Genomic DNA, 19,923 nt, shown 5'->3' with positions numbered 1-19,923 from the left:
TTACTAAACTTTTACCAGCTTCACCTTTGTGTCGTAGAAGGAGACGCTACCCCCCACCTTGTCTATCATGCAGGTGTTCTTCAGATGCGGGTCGGTCCACATTGCGGCATTTGCATGCACCCCACGGGCGCGGCGCGGATCACCCTTCACGACCTTGCCGTCGATCTCCATGTCGTCCGCCCCGGTAGCCCACATGCCGTGGCCGAGGGTGAAGGTGATGATGCCGGGCCGGATAGTCTCAGTCACCTTCACCTTGCCGACCATCGGTTTCTTCGTCCCGTTTTTCAGGTCCCACACACCTTCCGGATTCGTAGCCGAGACCACCTTTACCTTCTGCCCGTCCTTGATTCCCAAGCGTTTGGCATCCCCGGTATTAAGAATGATCTCGTTCTCCGGCATCATCTCCGTCAGGTACTGATGGGTGATAGTACGGGACTTGGTCATCCGGATGTCCCGCTGGGTGATGAGGTGCAGGTCGTAACCTTTGGAAAGCTCGGTCGGGGCTTTATCCAGCGTATCCGCGACGGGCACATACCGCGCCATACCGTAGTAGTTTTTCCCGGTGAAGGCATCCTTGCACTTGTACGTCTTCTCCTGATAGAGGTTGATCTGCTTGCCGTACTTGTTGGCTACGTGATCACCTTTATAGGAGTTCTCCTGGGTGTCGAAGCGTCCGCCACGATTAAGAACATAGACGGCTTTGGCCCAGTTGCCTCCGCAGACGGCCTTCCATCTCTCCGGATCGAACACGTTCTTCGGCAGGTGACGCCTCCCTTTCAGGAATATTTCGATCTCTTCCGAAGAGGCATCAGGAACCGGCTCCTTCCCGTCATTGGCGAGGTTCGCCACCATCCGCAGGTAGAAGTCGTCCGGACGGGCAAGCGGCTGCCTTTGGCCGAAGCCGTTCGGGCCGAAGCCGGGAAGCCCCAACCGTTCGGCCAGAGCAAGCCACAGCGTCTCGTAGGAGATCGGCTGCTCTTCTCCGAACACCTTCACCACCTCGTTGGGGGAAGCAATGACCGGATTCCGCAGCGGCTGGACCTTCACCGGCATGTTGGGGTGTGAGCCCTGCATTTCCCAGCGCTCCAGAAAGTGAAGGTCGGGGAAGATATAGTCGGCGTACATGGAAGTCGTACCGACCAGAATATCGCTGGCGAAGTAAAGGGGAAGCCTGTCGAGATTCGTGAGTGCGTCGATATTCGTATGACCTGCCGGAAGTGAATAGGTTGGCGCACCCATGTAGGAGAACATTACCTTTACGGGGTAAGGATAGGCATCGGCGATGGAGGGGAGGATCTCTTCATACACATCTGACGCAAGCGGCCACCAGTTGCGCTTGGCGGGATAGCTCTCCTTCCCCTTGAAGAGCGTCGACTCCTCGTACTTGGCATCATGGCGGATGACCGAAAGCCCGAATGCCTTTGGCCCCTTAGGAGTTATCTTCTTGAAGTTGAAGGGTTGCTTCTCGGTTTTGGTACCGTCGGCATTGTAGGTCGAAGGGGCAATCATTCCCCCCTTCCAGTCGAAGTTGCCCACCAGAAGGTTGAGGTTCATCAACGACCCGATGTTGTAAAAACCGTTGGTGTGCTGGGCAGGCCCCCGGTGCATATCCACCGACGCCTTCTTCCCGAATGATGTAAATTCCTTTGCCGTCGCCTCAATGACGCCCGGATCGATGCCGCAGATCTTGGCGTAATCGGCCAGACTCTTCTCCTGCGCAGCCTCCAGCATGATCTGAAGCGAGCTCTTAACTTTAACAGGCCCCTTCTCCGCCGGGATCTCTGCCGTGACGAAAAGTTCTCCCTCCACCGCCTCCTTATCGTCGTTGGGATCGAAGGCCACCGGCTTCCCGTCCTTCATCGCCACGAGGTATTCAAAGTCGAAATCCTTCCCGTCCTTGTCCTTGCGCACTTCCTTGGCCTTCAGCCCGATTTCCGACGCCCGAAGGAATGTCGTCGGCTTGCCCTCTTTGTCCAGCTTCACGAGCCAAGCACCATTCGACCAGGTCGATTCCTTGTCCGCAGCCGCAGCAGCCTTGTTGCAGTTTGCAAGGTATCTGGCATCGAACCGCTTGTTCTCCAGTATCCACCGAGTCATCCCCATGGCGAAGGCGGCATCGGTGCCGGGGAGGATGGGAACCCACCTGTTTCCTTTGGCGGCGAGTTTGGTAAAACGGGGATCGAGGACAGTGCACTTGGTCTTCCCTTCCACGAGCCGCGAAATGAGCCGCGGGGTGCGGTTCGGTGGGCCGTAGTTCCCGTCGAAGAGGTTTGAGCCGACGAAGAGAACGTACTCGGCGTTCTCAAGGTCGGTCTGCCAGTAGAACTTCTGCCCCTCCTTGAAGTCGCTGCCGGTGTACTGCTCGCTCATAGCCTTGCAGGCGAAGTAGAGGGAGCCCTGACACACGGTGGTGTGTCCGTGGGTGTTGACGGTACCGAACTGCTCCGTGAAGCGCTTGGAAAAATCGCTGCGTCCGCCCTTCTTTCGCCCCCAGAAGTAGACGAACTGATTGTTCTTGGGCCCGAAATCGGGGTGTTCCGGATCAATGAGCTTGTCCAGGTTTGCGGCGTGCTTCGCCTTGAAATCTGCAACCGTCATCTTCTTTTTGCGGATCGCGGCTACATCGGCTGCCATCTCCTCGTACACTTTGTGGTCCCTCAACGCATATACGTCCTTCAGACCCGTCACGAGCCGGTTTTCCTCTCCCGGAACGTGCTTGAAAAGGAGTCCGCCATTCACTATCTCGTCCACTGCCTGATCGAAGGGGACTGAAATCCATTTCCCTTCACCACGCTTCCCGGCACGCTTCAGCACCTTGCGAATCCGGTAAGGGTCATAGGCACCCTGGTGCGCCGCTTGACCCTTCGGACATATCGCCCCGTCCACCTTGGCCATTTTAGAGAGTTCGGCCTTCATGGGATGATGCGGATGCAGCGTGAACGGATTGTAGGGGTTGCCGTCGATCTTGACCGCGACGCCATCCATGATCTTGACCTTGATCCCGCAGCCGGTATTGCAGTTCAGGCACACGGTGTAGAGCGTATTCTCAGCCTTCATCAATTCGTACGCGTCGAACGGCGAGATTTCTCCCGCCTCTACCCGCGCGATCAGGCCACGCGCGAAGTCGAGCTGCGATGCGACGAGTGCTCCACAACCAACCACTGCCGAAGTTTTTAAAAATTTTCTACGTGAGACGCCTGCTTTTTCTTCTTTTATAGTATCAGCCATTTTGTCAGCCATTTTTCCCTCCGCAAATTATGTCACAGCCCATTTATTCAAATGTCGGGCTGTTCAAAAACAGTCAGATCGTCGACCCATAGAAGCCCCACGCAAGCACAGCAGTGCACCGCTACGACGCAAACGGCGCCTTTCAAGGACGCCGGCGAGACGGCTGTTTTTCAACAGCCTTGTCAGGCTTTCAGGTGCTTGTTGAAGATGGACAGGTCCGTCTGCCCCAGATAGTAGACGCGGGGGAGCGTTCCCAGGTTCTTCTTGAGGATCTGAAGGTTTGCCTTGTTCGCCTTTATGGTCTGGGCGATGAGGCTTTCTGCGTCATTCTCGTCACCGAAGTATCCCATGCGGCAGACGCAGGAACTGATACACTGCGGAAGCATACCGTTCGCAAGACGATGCATGCAGAAGTGGCACTTGCGGGCGTTACCCACCGGCTGGTTCTTTCCCTGGCGAGGCCAGTTCTTGCCATATTCGAATGAAGGCATTGTTTCATACTTCTCGATCCGGGGTGCTCCCTCAGTATGGAATTTTCCATTGTCGAGAAACCGTGCGCCGTAAGGGCAGCCGGGTACGCATTTGCCGCATCCGATGCATTTGGCATAGTTGATCGGAACGATGCCGGCGCCAATCCCTTTGGTCTCTTTCCATGTCGCGCCGTCAGGACCTTTCACCGGGCATACCGATACGCATGGCGGCTTGTCGCACTGGAGACAGGGCCTCGGAAGTGCTATCCGCTGCAATTTCGGGTAGGTTCCCTTCTCTTCTTCCCATACCGGGCGGTACCACTGCCCCGGAGGAAGCTTGTTTTCAGACGCGCAGGCAACGGTGCAGGCGCTGCATTTCGTGCACTTGCGCGTATCGAGAAGCATCGCCCATCGTCGCTTCTCGGCAGGTTTTTTCAGAGCCCGCTCCAGGTCTTCCTGCATCCTGACCAAAACATCCTTCTCCATGAAGCCCTCCTGGTTGTTTTCTTATCTATGACTGCAATGATCTTTTCTTTTCTTTAGCGGCCTGCCGAGTCGCGGCCTCTCGCACCTGGGCATTAACTTTCCCTGCAGAAACTGCCATCACAATTGCCTGGACCGCACCGATCTCATCTTCTGTTAACCCTTCTTCCTTGGCAACGCCAAGGTAGTGCTCCATTCACGGGTAGCATCCTTGAGAAATAGCGGCTGCAAAATGGACCATCAAGGTCACCTTTGGCTCAAGGAAGTATTCTTTCGAGCGGAATCATAAAAATTTACATAAGCTTCCTGCTGTCTCTTGGATAACATATGTTCCTCCTCACTTTTTATGACACTTGGCGCAGTCTCCCTTGACGCCGAACGCCCTTTTGCCGTTGTGGCAGGCTCCGCAGGATTTTCCCTTCTGCATATCTGCCATCTTTACGGACTTGTGCTGTTTCACGTCCAAGTAGAGTTTGGGATGGCACTCCTTGCAGCCTGTGTTAGCCGCTTCGACGTGTACACTGTGACTGAAATGCGCAGGCCCAGCTTTGCCTCCCTTGAGAACGATGTCTCCCCCGCCAACGACCGCAAACGCAGTGACCGCAAACATCAAAAACCCCACTCCCGCAATATTTGACCTAAGGCCTTTCATCTTAGTCTCCCCCTTATCCGGCTGCCCAATAGCCTTGACTATATTCTCTTATGCGAATATATTTCCGTCCATGAAACAGGACGCTCAACTCTACAAAAGTCTGGCCGATGAGACACGGCTTCGAATACTGGCTCTCCTTCTTGCGGAAGGGGAGTTATGTGTGTGTGACATCATTGCGGCGCTCAAACTCCCTCAGCCAACCATATCGCGCCACCTTGGCCATCTCCGGAAGGCTGGTTGGGTTAACGATCGCCGTTGCGGACTCTGGATCTATTATTCGATTGCAGGCAGCGGGGATATTCAGAGGGAGCTCATACCCATCCTGAAAAAGCAGCTCCTCAAGAACAAGACAACCATCGCAGACCGCGAAACGTTAGCGGGATTCGGCAGCGACAACAGGTGCGCCTGAATTTTTTTTGCGCCAGTATATTCGCCCAGACGAATATTGCAATAAGGAAAAACAGCTCATTGAATAAATATAATTACGTGACAATTTGGGAGGAAGTGTAATGTCTGAAAGTATCTCGCGAAAGCTGTCTTTTCTTGACCGTTGGCTGACCTTTTGGATTTTCGCAGCCATGGCTCTCGGTGTCGGCCTCGGCTACTTCGTCCCCGGCATTGAACACTTCATCAACCTCTTTCAGGTTGGGACTACGAACATACCTATCGCAGCTGGCCTCATTCTTATGATGTATCCCCCTTTTGCCAAGGTGAAGTACGAGGAAATGCCCGAGGTATTCCACAACAAGAAGATTCTCGGACTGTCGCTCGTGCAGAACTGGCTGATCGGTCCGGTCCTGATGTTCATCCTCGCCATTGTCTTTCTCCATGACAAGCCGGAGTACCTCGTCGGCCTCATCATGATAGGCCTTGCCCGCTGCATCGCCATGGTCATCGTATGGAATGAACTGGCCAAAGGTAACACCGAATACGCTGCCGGACTTGTTGCCTTCAACAGCATTTTCCAGGTCCTCTTCTACAGCATCTATGCATGGTTCTTCATAACCATCCTCCCGCCGCTGCTCGGGGTTTCCGGGGCTGTCGTGGATGTCAGCATTGGCCAGATCGCCGAAAGCGTCTTCATCTATCTCGGCATCCCATGTATTGCGGGAGCGGTGACGCGGTTCGTTGGCGTCAAGGCTATGGGCGTGGATCGATACCACCGCGAAGTCGTCCCGCGCATCGGCCCGATAACCTTGATTGCACTCCTCTTCACGATCGTCGTGATGTTCAGCCTCAAGGGGAACCTCATCGTCCAGCTCCCTCTCGACGTAATCCGGATCGCAATCCCGATGCTGATCTACTTCGTCGTCATGTTCCTCGTCTCCTTCTGGATGGGAAAAAAACTCGGAGCGGATTACTCCAAAACTACGACCCTTGCCTTTACCGCCGCGAGCAACAATTTCGAGTTGGCAATTGCCGTGGCAGTGGCTGTGTTCGGGCTCAATTCCGGAGCTGCCTTCGCCGCCGTCATCGGGCCTCTCGTGGAGGTTCCTGTGATGATAGGGCTCGTGAACGTCGCCTTCTGGTTCCAGCGCCGGCATTTCAGTCCGCATGGACTGAAAGTCGAACCTTGAATCGACAGCAAGAAGTTGTCCTGTAGGCTCTTCGTCTCTGGCATCACGACTAAGCCCCAGGCAGCTGCCCATCAGGTGCTCCTGAATTATCTGCATTTCTCCACCGTCCTCACAAAACCGTAACCTTCCACCGCGGGGTACCCCCGTGTACAAAAGAAGGCTTCAAAAGGAGCACTCATGGCAGCACACGAAATCACCGAGGAAATCCGCAGTAACTTCCACCTCTTCACCGACAACTTCCCCTTCCCCGTAATGCTCGTCCACAAGGACCGGACGATTCTTGCCGTAAACCGCGCCGGCGAGACCGCCGGCTATCCCACCGGCATCCGCTGCGTCGACATGGGAGAGAAAAAACATCACAAAGGGTGCCTGGCCAACCAGGCGCTTTCGGAGCAGACGGCCAAGCGGGTCGTCGGCTACTTCGACTTCGCCGGGGGTGTCCTCGATTCCTACTGGATCCCTCTTTCCGGAAGTAAAGAGCTATACCTCCATTTCGCCGCAGACATCACCGAATGGGCCAAGGAAGGGATGATTCCCGACAAATGCGCTACGGGAACGTGCGCTGCCTGCAACTGCGGTTGAGCGAGAAGAAATGAGGGTGAAAAAAGGGACGGGCGAAAACCTGTCCCTTTTTCGTCTCTCCCGACCGGCACCCGCAGCGGCGGCTGATCGGTTGAACCTCCTACACCGACTCTATGCCGGGACGCATTTGAACTCCCCTTGGGAGGTGATACCCTTCTGAGGTAGGGTAAAGGAAAGGAGATGCCTATGAACTTCATAACGGTCGGCAGGGAAAACTCCTGCAACATCGACATCTACTACGAAGACCACGGCTCGGGGCAACCGGTGGTGCTAATTCATGGCTGGCCGCTCAGCAGCGCCTCCTGGGAGAGGCAGCTGCCGATCCTGGTGAACTCGGGCTACCGGGTCATTACCTATGACCGTAGAGGGTTCGGCCATTCGTCCAAGCCGACTTCCGGCTACGACTACGACACCCTCACCAACGATCTCCACACCATCATCACGAAGCTCGATCTCCGGGACGTAACCCTGGTGGGGTTCTCAATGGGAGGAGGTGAAGTGGCCCGCTATCTTGGCACCCACGGCTCCGACCGGATAAGCAAAGCCGTCTTCATGGCGGCCATCACACCCTGCCTGCTGAAAGCCTCGGACAACCCGGAGGGTATAGAAGAAAGCGTATTCAACGGAATCCAGAAGTCGATCATCGAGGACCGTCCCGCTTTTCTCTCCACGTTTCTGGAGAACTTCTACAGTGCCGAATCCCTGGGGAGCACGCGGATCAGCGAAGAAGCGCTTCACCTCAGCTGGAACATCGCTGCTGCAGCATCCCCTGTGGGTACCTTCGAGTGCGTGCGTTCCTGGCTGACAGACTTCCGGTCCGATCTGAAGAAAATCCGGATTCCAACACTCGTAATACATGGGGACGACGACCGCACTCTGCCGCTGGCTGCCACAGCGGCAAGGATGAAACAGTTCGCGGAAGAGAGTCGGCTCGTCGTTGTGCCGGGAGGTCCCCATGGCCTTAACTGGACACACCCTGAGGAGGTCAACCGGGCACTGCTGGATTTCCTGAAGGGTTAGACTATACCCGCGGTCCTTCCCCTTGCAGATTATCAGGAGGAATACAATGGGCGCATTGACGGATTCTGTGGGCAAGAATGGAGCTAACCTGAAACAGGATGTCATGAGGGTGCAGCGACTTCTTAAAACCGCCGGCCTTGACCCCGGACCTGATGACGGCCTCTGCGGGAACGAAACTATCAGGGCCATAAAAGATTTTCAGAGCCGCTTCAGCGCTAACCCCAATGGCCTGATAGAAGCCGAAGGCCCCACCTGGAGAAAGCTCGCCGAGGTGCAGCAGCGATCTCTCGGCGAATAGTGCGGGAAATTCCATCGCGGCAAGTCGGTGAAGAACGGACCTGCACGCCGGGAAGGGGCCGGCGCAGAGGTTATTACGACATCACGTTGATACGTGGGAAGGAGTGACACCAATGACCGTAAAGGCCGGTGAAGAGATCCATAACAGCGGCGATTTTCGATGTCAGCGCTGCGGTGAGCTTGTTCATGTGGAAGAGGGACTGACGGTACCGAACTGCCCGGGCTGCGGCAACACTACCTTCAGCTGGCGGGACAGACCACCGAAAGGCCACTGAACCCTTATCGTCTTCGAATCTTACGCACAAATTGATTGATTGTTTCCGCAGGCGGAAATATAGTTCTCGGCATGCGTGAAAAGCATTATGAACTCCTCCGCCTGCTCCTGCCCCCCCTTCTCCTAGTGGCGGTCTCCTTCGCCATCTACGGCTCGCTTCTCGACCACGAATTCCTCACCGGGTGGGATGACCCCACCTACGTCACGAAAAACGAGGCTGTCCGCGGCTTCTCCTGGGACAACATACGCACCGCCTTCACGACCTATTATGCGGGGAACTACGCGCCGATCCAGATCCTTTCCTATATGCTCGACTACACCCTCTTCGGGATGAACGCGTCGGGCTTTCTCTTCACGAACATCCTACTCCACGCGGGAAACGGGGTCCTTCTCTACCTGCTGCTGACCCGCCTGCACAGCCGCCACCTCTGGGCCTTCTTCGCCGCACTCATCTTCCTCGTCCACCCCCTCCAGGTGGAATCGGTGGCGTGGATCTCCCAGAGAAAGAACGTGCTGGCCATGCTCTTCTTTCTCCCCGCCATTTACTGGTACGTGCTTCACCGCGACCAACGGGGAAGGAAAGGAACCGCCTGGTACCTGCTTTCAATCGCGGCATTCATACTCGCGCTCCTCGCCAAGTCGGTGGCAGTGATCCTCCCGCCGATCCTGCTCCTCTACAACCTCTGTTTCCGCAGGGACAGATCCAGGAGCGTATGGATCGACCTCATACCCTACATCGCCGCCGCCGGGGTTGTCGCCCTCCTCTCCATGCAGTCACAGAACCCTGAGTTCGACGGAGGCAAGGCGTACCACTACCCGGGAGGGAGCCTTTACACCACCGCCCTCACCATGTTGCCTGTACTAGCCCGCTACCTGGGGATGATCTTCTGGCCGACCGAACTGAGCGCCTGGTACGCCCCCCCCGTGCGCACCGGCATCGATGCGGAAGTCGCCCTCTCCTTCCTTCTGCTCACGGCTCTCGCCGCCGTCGGATTGGCTCTGTGGCTGCACAGGCGCACCATTTTCTTCTGGTACGCGATCTTCTTCATCGGACTCATCCCCGTCTCCCAGATCGTGCCCCTCATGACGCTGATGAACGATCGCTACCTCTACTTTCCGCTCCTCGGCGCGGCCCCCTTCCTGTGCGCCCTCCTCATGCCGCCGCCTTCCGCACCGGCCCAGACAAAGGTGAACCGACAGACGATTGCAGGAGCCGTCTTCGCAATTCTGATCCTCTTCTGGGGAGCCTTGACGGTGGAGCGAAACGGCGTCTGGAAAAACAGCGTCACCCTCTGGCGGGACGCGGCGGGGAAGGCCCCCGGCCACTACCTCCCCCACCACGGCCTCGGATGCGCACTGTTGAAGGACGATCAGGTGGACGAGGCGATAACGGCACTGACAAGAGCCCTCGAACTCAATCCCAGGAATGTCGAGACATACAACGAGCTGGGAATCTGTTACGGACGCAAGGAGCAGTACGACCGGGCGATAGAGCTCTTCGATACGGTGCTCAGGATCGATCCGACCTCCGCGCCTGCGAGAGCGAATATCGAGGTGGCAAAGGAACTCAAGCGCAGGGCGCAGGAACAGCGGTAGATCGCTTAGCCGGTGCCTTCGGATTCTCCCGATCAGATATATCGGGATGTTCCGTTCGGCTTGTTTGTACTATTGGAGGGTTGCATGATTGCCGAAGAGATCAACTGCATCAGGAGTCTCGTGGGGGACGTTTCGCCGGAACAGCTCCGCTACGTCGAGTGCTTCGTCGGGCGCCGGGTCGCCCTCTTCGTCCCCGCCGTCGGTCCCTGTTTCTACGCGGTCACCCCCGACCACTCGCATCCCGCCTACTCTTTCGTAATGGGTTTCGACGATCAGACGAAGATGGTGGCAGGCGGAGAGGTACGAATCCTCCAAGCGGGGCAGGTCATGGCAATGGACCCGGATGCGGAGCACCAGGAAATCATCTCCGACACGCCCCCACGCTACATCGCCATAATGGTGGAACGGGAGCACTTCGAGGAAGAACTTTACCGGTATCCCGCGATCCCGCGACAGCCTTTCGACTTTCGCAGCTTTTCCCCGGGGCCGGAACTGATCATCCTCCTCAAGGAGTTCATGAAGGAAGCCGACGCCCGGCTGCCGGGGCGCGACGTACTGCTCGACGCCATCGGGACAAGGATCGTCCACTCCATCATCCGGGCGGCATTTCCCCTTCCGGAGAAGGCCGACCGGATCGGCGAGCGCATCGACATCCACCGGGTCATCGAGCACCTCCACCGCCACTACGACAGAAAACTGCAAGTGGCCGACATGGCCCGAATCGCCGCCATGTCCACCGCCCATTTCAGCCGCGTCTTCCGGCAGGAGACCGGGCACCCTCCGCTCGAGTACCTGATCCGCCTCCGTCTCCAGAAGGCCCGCCTGCTGCTTCTCGCCGGAAACGAGAACATCACTGCAATCGGCCTGCGGTGCGGCTTTGCCACCCCCTCACATTTCGCCACCTGTTTTCAGCAGCATTACGCCACCACCCCCTCCGAATACCGCAGGACTCGAGGTTGAGCAGCATTCCGTAAAAATCGGGCAGAATACCGAAAGCCAATTCCGGACCGCCGTCATATCCTGATGCAAAAACAGACCAGGAGGCAGACTGTGAACCGGAACGAACTGCTCGACCTCATCAACAGAAATCCAGCGTTTTTCCTCGCCACCACCGAAAATGGAGAACCGCGGGTACGCGGGATGCTCCTATACCGCGCCGACGATAGGGGCATCGTCTTCCATACAGGAACGATGAAAGACCTCTGCAACCAGCTCGTCGCCAACCCTGCGGTCGAGTTGTGCTTCAATGACTGGCAGAAGAACATACAGGTGCGGGTAAGAGGAAGGGCCGCACAGATAAAGGATCCGCATTTTACGGAAGAAATCATCAACAGCCCCGGCCGGGAGTTTCTGAAACCATGGGTGGAGCAGATGGGGAAGGACATCCTGGCTGTATTCAGGGTGGAGGGATGTCTCGCCCAGACCTGGAGCATGGAGACGAATTTCGAGCCGAAGGAGTTTGTGCCGCTCTCGTCACCGTGATAAAAAAGCTGCATTGAGACGGCAACGAAAGGCAGAGATCTCTGCTTCAGCTCTTCCCCCTGAAGAGCGTCCGGCTGCGAATTTCCTGTTCCGAGGTGCCGACGAACATCAATGTCATCCCCTGCCTCAGCACCGTCTCCGGAGGAGGCAGAATTGCGGCTTCGGTGTCATCGGATGGAAGGATTGCTATGACGGTGCTCCCGGTAAGCGTGCGGATGCGAGACGAGGCAAGGGTCATTCCGTCCATGGCGGCAGGCACACGATAGCGGAAGATCTGCATGCCTTCGGAAAGGAACACCGACTCCTTCTTCTCGAGGATGTTCATCAGGATGGTAGCCCCCACAGAGGCGTTGGAAACGACGAAGTCGGCGCCCGCCGCGTAGAGTTCGTCCACGTTCTCTTCCCTGTTTGCACGCGCGACGATCCGGATGTGGGGATTGATGTGACGTGAAGCGAGCGTGAAAAATATGTTCACTCCGTCGTCATTCGTCGTGGCGATCAGTCCCTTGGCATCCTCGATGGCCGCACCCTTGAGGAGCGAAGGGCTCGTAGCATCACCCATGACCACGATATGTTCGGTGCAGTCGGTGCTCGCAATCTTGTCCACCAGAACGAACGGGATCTGCCTGTTGTCCAGGAACGTTGCGGCAGAGCAGCCGATACGGCCATGGCCGAGGATCACGACGAGGTCATCCTCGGCCCTCCCCCCCACCATCTTCTCCAGCGCATCCAACTGCTCCTGTTTTGCCAGCAGCACGATCACCCCATCCTCCGGAAGGAGGGTCTCCGCCGTAGGAACAACCATTTTGCCCCGCTCCCACACGCCGATTATCGTCATGCCCGTATCTTCCCTGATGCGCGCATCGCTCAGCCGGAGACCGGCAAAGGGGGTGCCGTACACGGGAAGTTCGGCAATGAGAAGTTCGCCGAACGAGTCGAGAACGTGCGCTGATGCCCCCTTCGTGGTAGCCCGGATAGCCAGGTAGTGCCCGAGAATCTGTTTCAGAGGGATCACCTGATCCGCTCCCGCCAGTTTCAGAATATCCGCATAGCGCGGTTCTTCCACAATCGCCGCAATCGGCGTCGCACAGAGGGCTCGAACGGTGAGGATGAGGTTGGTATTATCCGTATCTCCGAGATTGGCAATTATCTGCCGCGCCTGCGAAACCAGGAGCCTCTTCAACACCTCCGCGTCCGAAGGGTTGCCGTACACCGCCCGTATCCCTTCGTCCTCCTCCAGGCGCTGCACCTCCTCGAACTTTTCCATCGTAATGAAAAAAGGTATGCCCTGTGCCTGAAGCTTTCGAATCAAAGCCCTCGTCACCGAATCCATTCCGAATATGAGAATGTGACCCTTTGTCCCCTCCGGAACCGTCAATGCCGGACGAAATCTCAAGCGATGCTCGATCCATGGGGCAAGGAACATGCTGACGATTCCGAAGGGCAGCAAAATCAGCAGGAAGACAACTCCTGAAACCGTCACGATCCCGGCAAAAATGTACCCCTCGTCAGTATGGAAGGTGATATCCCCGAAGCCGAGGGTCGTCATCACCGTGATCACCCAGTAGATTCCGGCAATGTAGGAGTAATGGCGCCCTTCCAGGGTCCACATGAAATGCTGGAAGAGTTTTGCATACGTAAGGGCCATCACAAGCAGAAACAGGCAGTACAGGAGCAGAACCTTCAGGTTCTGACGTGCCTTTCCCCGCATGAAAAACGCAAACTCGCCGGCAATTGTTTTCACGGCCTCTCCTGTTGAGGATGCAGGCGTTGACGTCCAGGCCCCTGCACATGACGTCGGCGGCGCTTAAGGAGCGAGGGAACGACAGTATTGGCTGGAATAATTATAGCCGACATATCTTACTTTCCAGACACGCTCCGCTGAAACAACTGGAATTCGGAGGAGAAGGAGGGGTAGAATAGGAACACAATTCAAACAGAATAGTAACAGGGCAAGCCTCTCGGAGAGGAAGGAAAAGGAGTAGCACCATGGCATCTTTCGTAAAATCGCTGCAGAGGTTATTCAAAAGGCATCCAAAGGATGAAAGGCACCCGGCCCCGGTGAAGGCGCATCGCCTGCACTGGATGGAGGAGCACGAGATCCTGAGGCTTAAGATCCTCGGGGGAGTTCTCAAGAAATGATGAACCGTAAGCGTGAAATGTAACGCGAGACGGAGTCGAAAGGACAGGCAAGGCAGCCTGTCCTTTTACGAGTTCGCGCAAACTCGCGCTTGCAGGAGATACCTCCCCTCCCCTAATCCCTACGCCAAATAAGCTTCTCCGGATCGAACCGCTGCTCCTTCAGCCGCTGCAGGATTCCATCGAGGACGTCCTTTCCCAAAGCAGGCTTCCTTCCGAGGATCCAGAGATATTTTCGATCAGGGGTGGCGACAACTGCATACTCGTACTCCTTCCCCAGATCAATGATCCAGTAATCCCCGCGGAACGGCCAGAAGAAGGAGCCCTTGAGCTTGGCATTACTCGTCGAATCAACAACCCATGCCTTCCCTTTCGCCTCCCGCAGCCTCCCGTCCTCTTCATCCCGACATCTGTTGATTACATCAATCTCACCATCGGGACGGAGGTTGTACGTGGCGCTGGAAGCGAGACATCCCTCTTGGAACCTGGCGGGGTACCGCGCAATTTCATACCACTCTCCCATGTAGCGGGAAACATTGACGCTGGGGACGGTGCGCACCTCAGGGAGATCGGAACCCAGAAGATCGTTTGTGAGAAGGAGGAGGGAAAGAAAAAGGATTTTTTGCATCGGAGCCTCTGCCTTCAGGAGGATAAATTACAGTTTAGAGAGTATAGCGGCCAAACGGCAAATGCAAAGCCTGACCACCATACTTTGTGTTCAGGGTGGAGGGTGTCAGGCCCAGACGTGACGCTGGAAAACCGGTTCCGGGGCAGGCCACTGGCGGCTCTGCTCTGCCGCTGCTTTGACAACACTTTCCCTTGCTCTCTGGCGCTCGGGGCTCTCGGAAACGTTCGCGCGGAGACGATGCGGGCCTTTACGGAGGAGGAATTCAGAGGAGTTGTCGGGAAACTGCAATAAAACTGGGAAAGACGCGGTTGCAGAGGAGGTCGTATGAAGGTCGAGCAGTATGTCTGCCTCGTTTGCGGATTCAACATGATCGGCTTTCATCCCGACCGCTGTCCTTTCTGCGGTGCGGCGAGCAGCCGTTTCATCACTGCCGAGGAGTGCTCCGGCCGGTATAAGGTCATAGGGACGCCGGTGACCGACAAGGTAACCCGACTGAACTCCCAGCCGCCGCTCGGCCTCGAGCACGCGGCCTATCACATCGAGACAGCACACGGTCCCTGCTGGGTCGACTGTCCCTCATCGTTCGACAGCTCCTTGAAGCGGGCGGATGCGATCCTGTTCACCCACCACCATTTTCTCGGCGCCTCCAACCTCTACCGGGAGCACTTTTCGGCGGAGGTGCATATCCACCGCGAAGATTCGCTCCACGACATCAGCCGCCCCTTCCCTTTCGACGTCACCTTCGAACAGAATTTCACCCACAACGGCATCGAAGCCTTCCACATCGGTGGCCATACCCCCGGCTTCACGTTGTACGTCTTCGAAGACGTGCTCTTCATCTGCGACTACGTCTTTCTCGATGGCGACGCCATGAAGTACAACCCCTTCGGCCTGGCGGGGCAGACCGTCGCAGGAGGCATGCGGATACGCGACTGCCTCCAAGGACGGCGACTCTCCACCGTCTGCGGCTACAATTACGTCATCGGGTACGACGACTGGAAACGCAGGTTCGATGAGGGGCCGCTGTTTGGGGGTTACTGAGGGGCGGGGAACTACGGATAAGGAACTGGACAATTGTGATCGGTGAACGCACGCGGCGGTGACATCCATTCAACCACCACCGATGGATTCTTGTAGCTTAAGGATTACGGCCTATACTTATTCTTACGGAAGACCTGCGAAAGGAGGCACCTGATGTTCAATGCCATACGAATCATATTCAGTACCATGGCACTGGTAGCATTATCCGGGCTCGCCTTGGACGCGGGTGCTAACAGTGGGACCTGGGGGGGCATTATGGCCGGCAGCGGCACTAGCGGGACCACCAGTGGCGGAACGAACCCACCACCCGCGCCTGCACCTGGTGTAACCACTGGGACCACCCCGCCCGGCCCTGCTTCAAGTCCCACCGTCAGAACTGGCCCTGTAAAAAAAGACCCCAGTACCGGCAAGATCGAGCCGAGCACCGGTTTAAGTGACACTGGTACGGGAGCTGGCGGCACCGGACCCGCAAAAAGCACCAAGGAGAAGGAAACAGACAACCGCGACAAGGGCACAGACACTGGCGGCAGCGAGGATACAGAAGCCGGCAGCACCGGGACCGATAGCGGTACCGGCGGCACCGAACCCCAGCAGCCAGGCACCGGTACGGCCTCCGAAGGCAGCACCGGGACCGGAACAGGCGGCACCGGCAACGGGGGCGCTGGGACTAGTACCGGAGGTAATCCGGAGGTACGTTGAGATCAAGATTCAAGAATTAGCCACTCGGTTGCTACACCTCACGCACCCTGACCGCCCCCACGATCCCGCCCAGCCGAACAATCTCCGCCGGTGCAACCCTGACAAGCGACGTTGCGGTACCGCCACCAGCATAGACCAGCGGCATCTCCATCACCCTTTCATCCACAATGAAGGTCGCCTCAAATCCGAAGGGGGGAGTCCCGCCGCACGGGTAGCCGGTGCGCTCCAGAATCTCCTCGCTCTTCGCCAGCCGCGGCGCCTTCTCCCCCAGGAGGTCCCCGACCCGCCGCCGGTCGGCCCGGTCCTCCCCCTTCACTATCGCAACGATAAGGCGACCGGTGCGCCCGATCATGCAGATGCTCTTCACCAGGTCGCGCTCCGTTATCCCGGCGGCCACCGCCGCTTCGGCCACCGAATGGCAGGAGGCCTCGAATACAAGGTGCTCCGCCGCAAGGCCTTGCGCGGCGATGAAAATATTCAGCTTCTCTTCATAGTTCATATTGATATTCCTTCAATGCATTGAGCGTTAGACGCAGCATCTAGCAAATCAAAAAGAACCCCCGCCGGGAAAGCCCGGACGGGGGTCGATTGCATCTCAGATTATACCTAGCGTCTCACACGCGGTGCTTAGGCACCCGCGTACTCAGGCATCTCGTCGAACTGCAGGTACTTGTAGATCGCGTCCTTCTTCGGCTCGACCTTCTCCTTGATCGCTGCGAAATACTCCTCCTTGGTCGGGATGCGGCCAAGGTTGGTGATGATCGCGCCGAGCTCGCCGGAGCCAAGGAAGACCTTCGCGCCGTCCCCGATCCTGTCGTCGAAGTTACGGGTGGAGGTGGAGAACATGTTCACCCCGTCGGGCACGCGTGCCTGGTTACCCATGCAGAGCGAGCAGCCGGCGATTTCGACGCGGGCGCCCATGGCGCTGTACACGGCGAAGTATGCCTCGTCCTTGAGCTGGGCCTGATCCATCCGGGTCGGCGGGCAGATCCAGGTGCGTACGGCCGGGTTGAACTTCTGGCCACGCCAGATTTCGGCGGCGGCGCGGAAGTGGCCGATGTTGGTCATGCAGGAGCCGATGAAGACGTCCTGGATGGGGGTGTTGGCCACCTCGGAGAGGAGCTTCACGTCGTCCGGATCGTTGGGGCAGGCGAGGATCGGTTCGGTGATCTCGGCGAGATCGATCTCGATCACGTCGGCGTAAGCGCCGGTCTCCTGCGCGTTCTTGTCGGCTTCCAGGAGCTGCGGGTTCTTGAGCCACTCGTTCACCGCGTCGATGCGGTTCTGGAGGGTCTTGGCATCCTGGTAACCCTCGGCGATCATCTTCTTCATGAGGGCCACGTTGGAGCGCAGGTAGGTGGCAACCGACTCCTTGGAGAGCTGGATGCAGCCGGCTGCGGCGGAGCGCTCGGCGGCGGCGTCGGTGAGCTCGAAGGCCTGCTCCACGGAGAGGTCGGGAAGACCTTCCATCTCCAGGATGCGGCCGTTGAAGATGTTGACCTTGTTCTTCTTGGGCACGGTGAGCTTGCCCTGCTTGATCGCCCAGTAGGGGATGGCGTTCACCACGTCACGCAGGGTGATGCCCGGGTTGAGCTTGCCCTTGAAGCGGACGAGGACCGACTCCGGCATATCGAGGGGCATGAACCCCATCGCGCCGGCGAAGGCAACGAGGCCGGAACCTGCCGGGAAGCTGATGCCGATCGGGAAACGGGTATGGGAGTCGCCGCCGGTCCCCACGGTGTCGGGGAGCAGGAGACGGTTGAGCCAGCTGTGGATGACGCCGTCGCCGGGCTTGAGGGGCACCCCGCCCCGCTCTGTGATGAACTTCGGCAGGTTCTTGTGCATCTTCACGTCGGCTGGCTTCGGATAGGCCGCGGTGTGGCAGAACGACTGCATGAACATCGGCGAGAGGAACTTGAGGCAGGCGAGCTCTTTGAGCTCGTCGGCGGTCATCGGGCCGGTGGTGTCCTGGCTTCCTACAGTGGTCATTATCGGGTCGCAGGCGCTGCCGGGGAGAACGCCGGCTACGCCGCAGGCTTTGCCGACCATCTTTTGGGCAAGGGAGTAACCCTGGCCTGCTTTAGGAGCCGGGTTGACCGGCAGCGTGAAGACGTCGGTGTCGCCGAGGCCGAGAGCCTTGCGGGCCTTCTCGGTGACTGCACGGCCGATGATGAGCGGAATGCGGCCGCCGGCGCGGAACTCGTCGGCGATGGTGTTGGGGGCGAGCTTGAAGGTGGAGATGACGTCACCCTTCTCGTTGGTGATCTCACCCTTCTTGGTGTTGATGGTGATCACGTCGCCGTCGTTCATCTTGGTCACGTCCGCCTTGATGGGGAGGGCGCCGGAATCCTGGGCAGTATTGAAGAAGATCGGGGCGATGACGCCGCCGATGATGACGCCTGCGGTCTTCTTGTTGGGAACGGCCGGGATCTCCTGGCCGATGTGCCACAGCACGCTGTTGCAGGCCGACTTGCGGGAGGAACCGGTGCCGACCACGTCGCCCACGAAGGCAACCTGGTTGCCTGCTGCACGCCACTCGGCGATCTGGGCAAGACGGTTCGGGAAGCGGGTCTTGCCCATGGCAAGAGCGTGGAGGGGGATGTCGGGACGGCTCCAGGCGTCGCCTGCAGGCGAGAAGTCGTCGGTGTTGATCTCCCCTTCGACCTTGAAGACCTTCACCTTGATTGTCTCGGGAACGGCCGGGCGCTTGGTGAACCACTCGGCGTTGGCCCACGATTCGACGACCTTCTTGGCAGCGGCGTTGGACTTGGAGAGCGCGACAACGGCATCGAAACCGTCATAGACGAGCGTCATTCCGGAGAGAGCGCAGGCAGCCTCGTCGGCCAGCTCGGCATCCTTCAGCGCCTCGACCAGCGGTGCCACGTTGTAGCCGCCCATCATCGTCCCGAGGATCTGGACCGCTTCCTTTTTTGAGACGAGGGGGGACTTCTTGGCGCCCTTCACGATCTCGGCAAGGAACTTCGCCTTCACTTCGGCGGCGGGGTCGACGCCGGGGGAAACGCGCTCCTTGAGCAGGTTGAGAAGAAATGCTTCCTTCCCTGCCGGGGGATTTTCGAGCAGCTTGCACAGCTCCGCTGTCTGCTCCGGGTTAAGAGGGAGCGCCGGGATACCCTGCGCCTTTCTTTCGGCTTCGTGCTGCAGATACGCTTCAATCATCTCTCATCCTCCTCCTGTATGGTTCCCTGAAATTACCGCAATAAGGGACTTAAATACTCATTTCACCCGGTCCACGGGTGCATACTGTATACACTCTTCCCCCTCATTTGTCAATTCGGAAGAATAAATATTACCTAATAAGAACCTAATCTTTCAACAATCCATCCGAAGAGGTGATCGGACGTGGACAGCCTATAATGAGCTGCTTTGCGAGGAGCGGAATCGTTGAAAAGAGGAGGATATGTGGTTAACTGAAGAAGGGAAGAAATGAAATTCCCGGAAGGAGGAGCTCATGAACTGCAGCGACCAGGAACATCACAATCAACACATGTGCGTGCTGAACGCAGAGAACAAGATCGATCTGGTCCACGCCCTCTCGTCCGAGCCTACGGTGCAGTGCAACATCTGCCTAGCCAAGGCGAAGGCCGCCGAAAACGTCTGCGACCCGCGGGAGCTACCCGATATCGCATGGATGGGGGACGGGGCGGACATGGTGGACACCAAGCAGACCGAATCGTGGACGCCGCACCCGAAAGGGCCGCAGGAGGAGAAGTAGGATTACCGAGTGTCGCGAGGGG

General features: G+C 57.7%; 21 protein-coding genes. 13 read left to right on the top strand and 8 right to left on the bottom strand.

Annotation, left to right across the window (positions count from 1 at the left end; genetic code table 11):
• Window positions 1–3 precede the first annotated feature (3 nt).
• The 4 genes from CFB04_RS03635 to CFB04_RS03625 all read right to left on the bottom strand — a co-directional run bounded on the left by CFB04_RS03635 (window position 4) and on the right by CFB04_RS03625 (window position 4,833).
• The gene (locus tag CFB04_RS03635; RefSeq protein WP_088534015.1) at window positions 4–3,240 is read right to left on the bottom strand and encodes a molybdopterin-dependent oxidoreductase; all 3,237 of its coding nucleotides are present in this window, start codon (window positions 3,238–3,240) and stop codon (window positions 4–6) included.
• Between the two features lie 170 nt (window positions 3,241–3,410).
• The gene (locus tag CFB04_RS03630; protein ID WP_088534014.1) at window positions 3,411–4,184 is read right to left on the bottom strand and encodes a 4Fe-4S dicluster domain-containing protein; all 774 of its coding nucleotides are present in this window, start codon (window positions 4,182–4,184) and stop codon (window positions 3,411–3,413) included.
• A 25-nt stretch (window positions 4,185–4,209) separates the two neighbouring features.
• Window positions 4,210–4,377 carry a hypothetical protein gene (locus CFB04_RS18010; RefSeq protein ID WP_172825431.1) on the bottom strand — a complete coding sequence of 56 codons (168 nt, stop codon included), beginning with the start codon at window positions 4,375–4,377 and terminating at the stop codon, window positions 4,210–4,212.
• 141 nt (window positions 4,378–4,518) lie between these two features.
• Window positions 4,519–4,833 (bottom strand): cytochrome c3 family protein, encoded by a 315-nt coding sequence (locus CFB04_RS03625; protein ID WP_231934358.1) that lies wholly within the window; start codon window positions 4,831–4,833, stop codon window positions 4,519–4,521.
• Between the two features lie 70 nt (window positions 4,834–4,903).
• On the opposite strand from CFB04_RS03625, the gene CFB04_RS03620 reads away from it, so the two are divergent.
• The 9 genes from CFB04_RS03620 (at window position 4,904) to CFB04_RS03580 (ending at window position 11,661) form a co-directional block, all read left to right on the top strand.
• Window positions 4,904–5,242 carry a metalloregulator ArsR/SmtB family transcription factor gene (locus CFB04_RS03620; RefSeq protein ID WP_088534013.1) on the top strand — a complete coding sequence of 113 codons (339 nt, stop codon included), beginning with the start codon at window positions 4,904–4,906 and terminating at the stop codon, window positions 5,240–5,242.
• Between the two features lie 100 nt (window positions 5,243–5,342).
• The gene (arsB, locus tag CFB04_RS03615) at window positions 5,343–6,410 is read left to right on the top strand and encodes an ACR3 family arsenite efflux transporter (RefSeq protein WP_088534012.1); all 1,068 of its coding nucleotides are present in this window, start codon (window positions 5,343–5,345) and stop codon (window positions 6,408–6,410) included.
• Between the two features lie 177 nt (window positions 6,411–6,587).
• Window positions 6,588–6,992 carry a hypothetical protein gene (locus CFB04_RS03610; protein ID WP_088534011.1) on the top strand — a complete coding sequence of 135 codons (405 nt, stop codon included), beginning with the start codon at window positions 6,588–6,590 and terminating at the stop codon, window positions 6,990–6,992.
• 186 nt (window positions 6,993–7,178) lie between these two features.
• Window positions 7,179–8,012 (top strand): alpha/beta fold hydrolase, encoded by an 834-nt coding sequence (locus tag CFB04_RS03605; RefSeq protein ID WP_088534010.1) that lies wholly within the window; start codon window positions 7,179–7,181, stop codon window positions 8,010–8,012.
• Between the two features lie 46 nt (window positions 8,013–8,058).
• The gene (locus CFB04_RS03600) at window positions 8,059–8,310 is read left to right on the top strand and encodes a peptidoglycan-binding protein (RefSeq protein WP_088534009.1); all 252 of its coding nucleotides are present in this window, start codon (window positions 8,059–8,061) and stop codon (window positions 8,308–8,310) included.
• A 112-nt stretch (window positions 8,311–8,422) separates the two neighbouring features.
• Window positions 8,423–8,584 (top strand): alpha helical protein, encoded by a 162-nt coding sequence (locus CFB04_RS03595; RefSeq protein WP_088534008.1) that lies wholly within the window; start codon window positions 8,423–8,425, stop codon window positions 8,582–8,584.
• Window positions 8,585–8,655: 71 nt separating this feature from the next.
• Window positions 8,656–10,179 (top strand): tetratricopeptide repeat protein, encoded by a 1,524-nt coding sequence (locus CFB04_RS03590; protein ID WP_088534007.1) that lies wholly within the window; start codon window positions 8,656–8,658, stop codon window positions 10,177–10,179.
• An 84-nt stretch (window positions 10,180–10,263) separates the two neighbouring features.
• Window positions 10,264–11,139: an AraC family transcriptional regulator gene (locus CFB04_RS03585; RefSeq protein ID WP_088534006.1), complete on the top strand. Its 876-nt coding sequence runs from the start codon at window positions 10,264–10,266 to the stop codon at window positions 11,137–11,139.
• A 90-nt stretch (window positions 11,140–11,229) separates the two neighbouring features.
• A complete protein-coding gene (locus tag CFB04_RS03580) occupies window positions 11,230–11,661 on the top strand; it encodes a pyridoxamine 5'-phosphate oxidase family protein (RefSeq protein WP_088534005.1) in 432 nt (143 codons plus the stop codon).
• A 46-nt stretch (window positions 11,662–11,707) separates the two neighbouring features.
• Here CFB04_RS03580 and CFB04_RS03575 read toward each other — a convergent pair whose 3' ends face one another.
• Window positions 11,708–13,405 carry a TrkA family potassium uptake protein gene (locus CFB04_RS03575; protein ID WP_088534004.1) on the bottom strand — a complete coding sequence of 566 codons (1,698 nt, stop codon included), beginning with the start codon at window positions 13,403–13,405 and terminating at the stop codon, window positions 11,708–11,710.
• A 245-nt stretch (window positions 13,406–13,650) separates the two neighbouring features.
• Here CFB04_RS03575 and CFB04_RS17785 point away from each other — a divergent pair, with 245 nt between their 5' ends.
• The gene (locus tag CFB04_RS17785) at window positions 13,651–13,803 is read left to right on the top strand and encodes a hypothetical protein (protein WP_157698704.1); all 153 of its coding nucleotides are present in this window, start codon (window positions 13,651–13,653) and stop codon (window positions 13,801–13,803) included.
• A 112-nt stretch (window positions 13,804–13,915) separates the two neighbouring features.
• On the opposite strand, the gene CFB04_RS03570 is transcribed toward CFB04_RS17785, so the two are convergent.
• A complete protein-coding gene (locus tag CFB04_RS03570) occupies window positions 13,916–14,428 on the bottom strand; it encodes a lipocalin family protein (RefSeq protein WP_088534003.1) in 513 nt (170 codons plus the stop codon).
• Window positions 14,429–14,752: 324 nt separating this feature from the next.
• Here CFB04_RS03570 and CFB04_RS03565 point away from each other — a divergent pair, with 324 nt between their 5' ends.
• Window positions 14,753–15,469, top strand: a complete 717-nt coding sequence (locus CFB04_RS03565) for an MBL fold metallo-hydrolase (protein WP_088534002.1) — start codon at window positions 14,753–14,755, stop codon at window positions 15,467–15,469.
• Window positions 15,470–15,622: 153 nt separating this feature from the next.
• Window positions 15,623–16,168, top strand: coding sequence for a hypothetical protein (locus CFB04_RS18285; protein ID WP_088534001.1), 546 nt, complete (start codon window positions 15,623–15,625; stop codon window positions 16,166–16,168).
• Window positions 16,169–16,199: 31 nt separating this feature from the next.
• Here the strand turns inward: CFB04_RS18285 and CFB04_RS03555 are convergent, their stop codons facing one another.
• Together CFB04_RS03555 and acnB are read right to left on the bottom strand one after the other, a co-directional pair.
• Window positions 16,200–16,667: an aminoacyl-tRNA deacylase gene (locus CFB04_RS03555; protein WP_088534000.1), complete on the bottom strand. Its 468-nt coding sequence runs from the start codon at window positions 16,665–16,667 to the stop codon at window positions 16,200–16,202.
• 128 nt (window positions 16,668–16,795) lie between these two features.
• A complete protein-coding gene (acnB, locus tag CFB04_RS03550; RefSeq protein WP_088533999.1) occupies window positions 16,796–19,345 on the bottom strand; it encodes a bifunctional aconitate hydratase 2/2-methylisocitrate dehydratase in 2,550 nt (849 codons plus the stop codon).
• Window positions 19,346–19,637: 292 nt separating this feature from the next.
• Here acnB and CFB04_RS17780 point away from each other — a divergent pair, with 292 nt between their 5' ends.
• Window positions 19,638–19,901 (top strand): hypothetical protein, encoded by a 264-nt coding sequence (locus CFB04_RS17780; protein ID WP_157698703.1) that lies wholly within the window; start codon window positions 19,638–19,640, stop codon window positions 19,899–19,901.
• Window positions 19,902–19,923: the final 22 nt, after the last annotated feature.

The sequence above is a fragment of the Geobacter sp. DSM 9736 genome (assembly GCF_900187405.1).
GTDB lineage: Bacteria > Desulfobacterota > Desulfuromonadia > Geobacterales > Geobacteraceae > DSM-9736.
The sequence above is the reverse complement of the archived record's forward strand: the minus strand, read 5'-3'. Positions and strand labels throughout refer to the sequence as shown.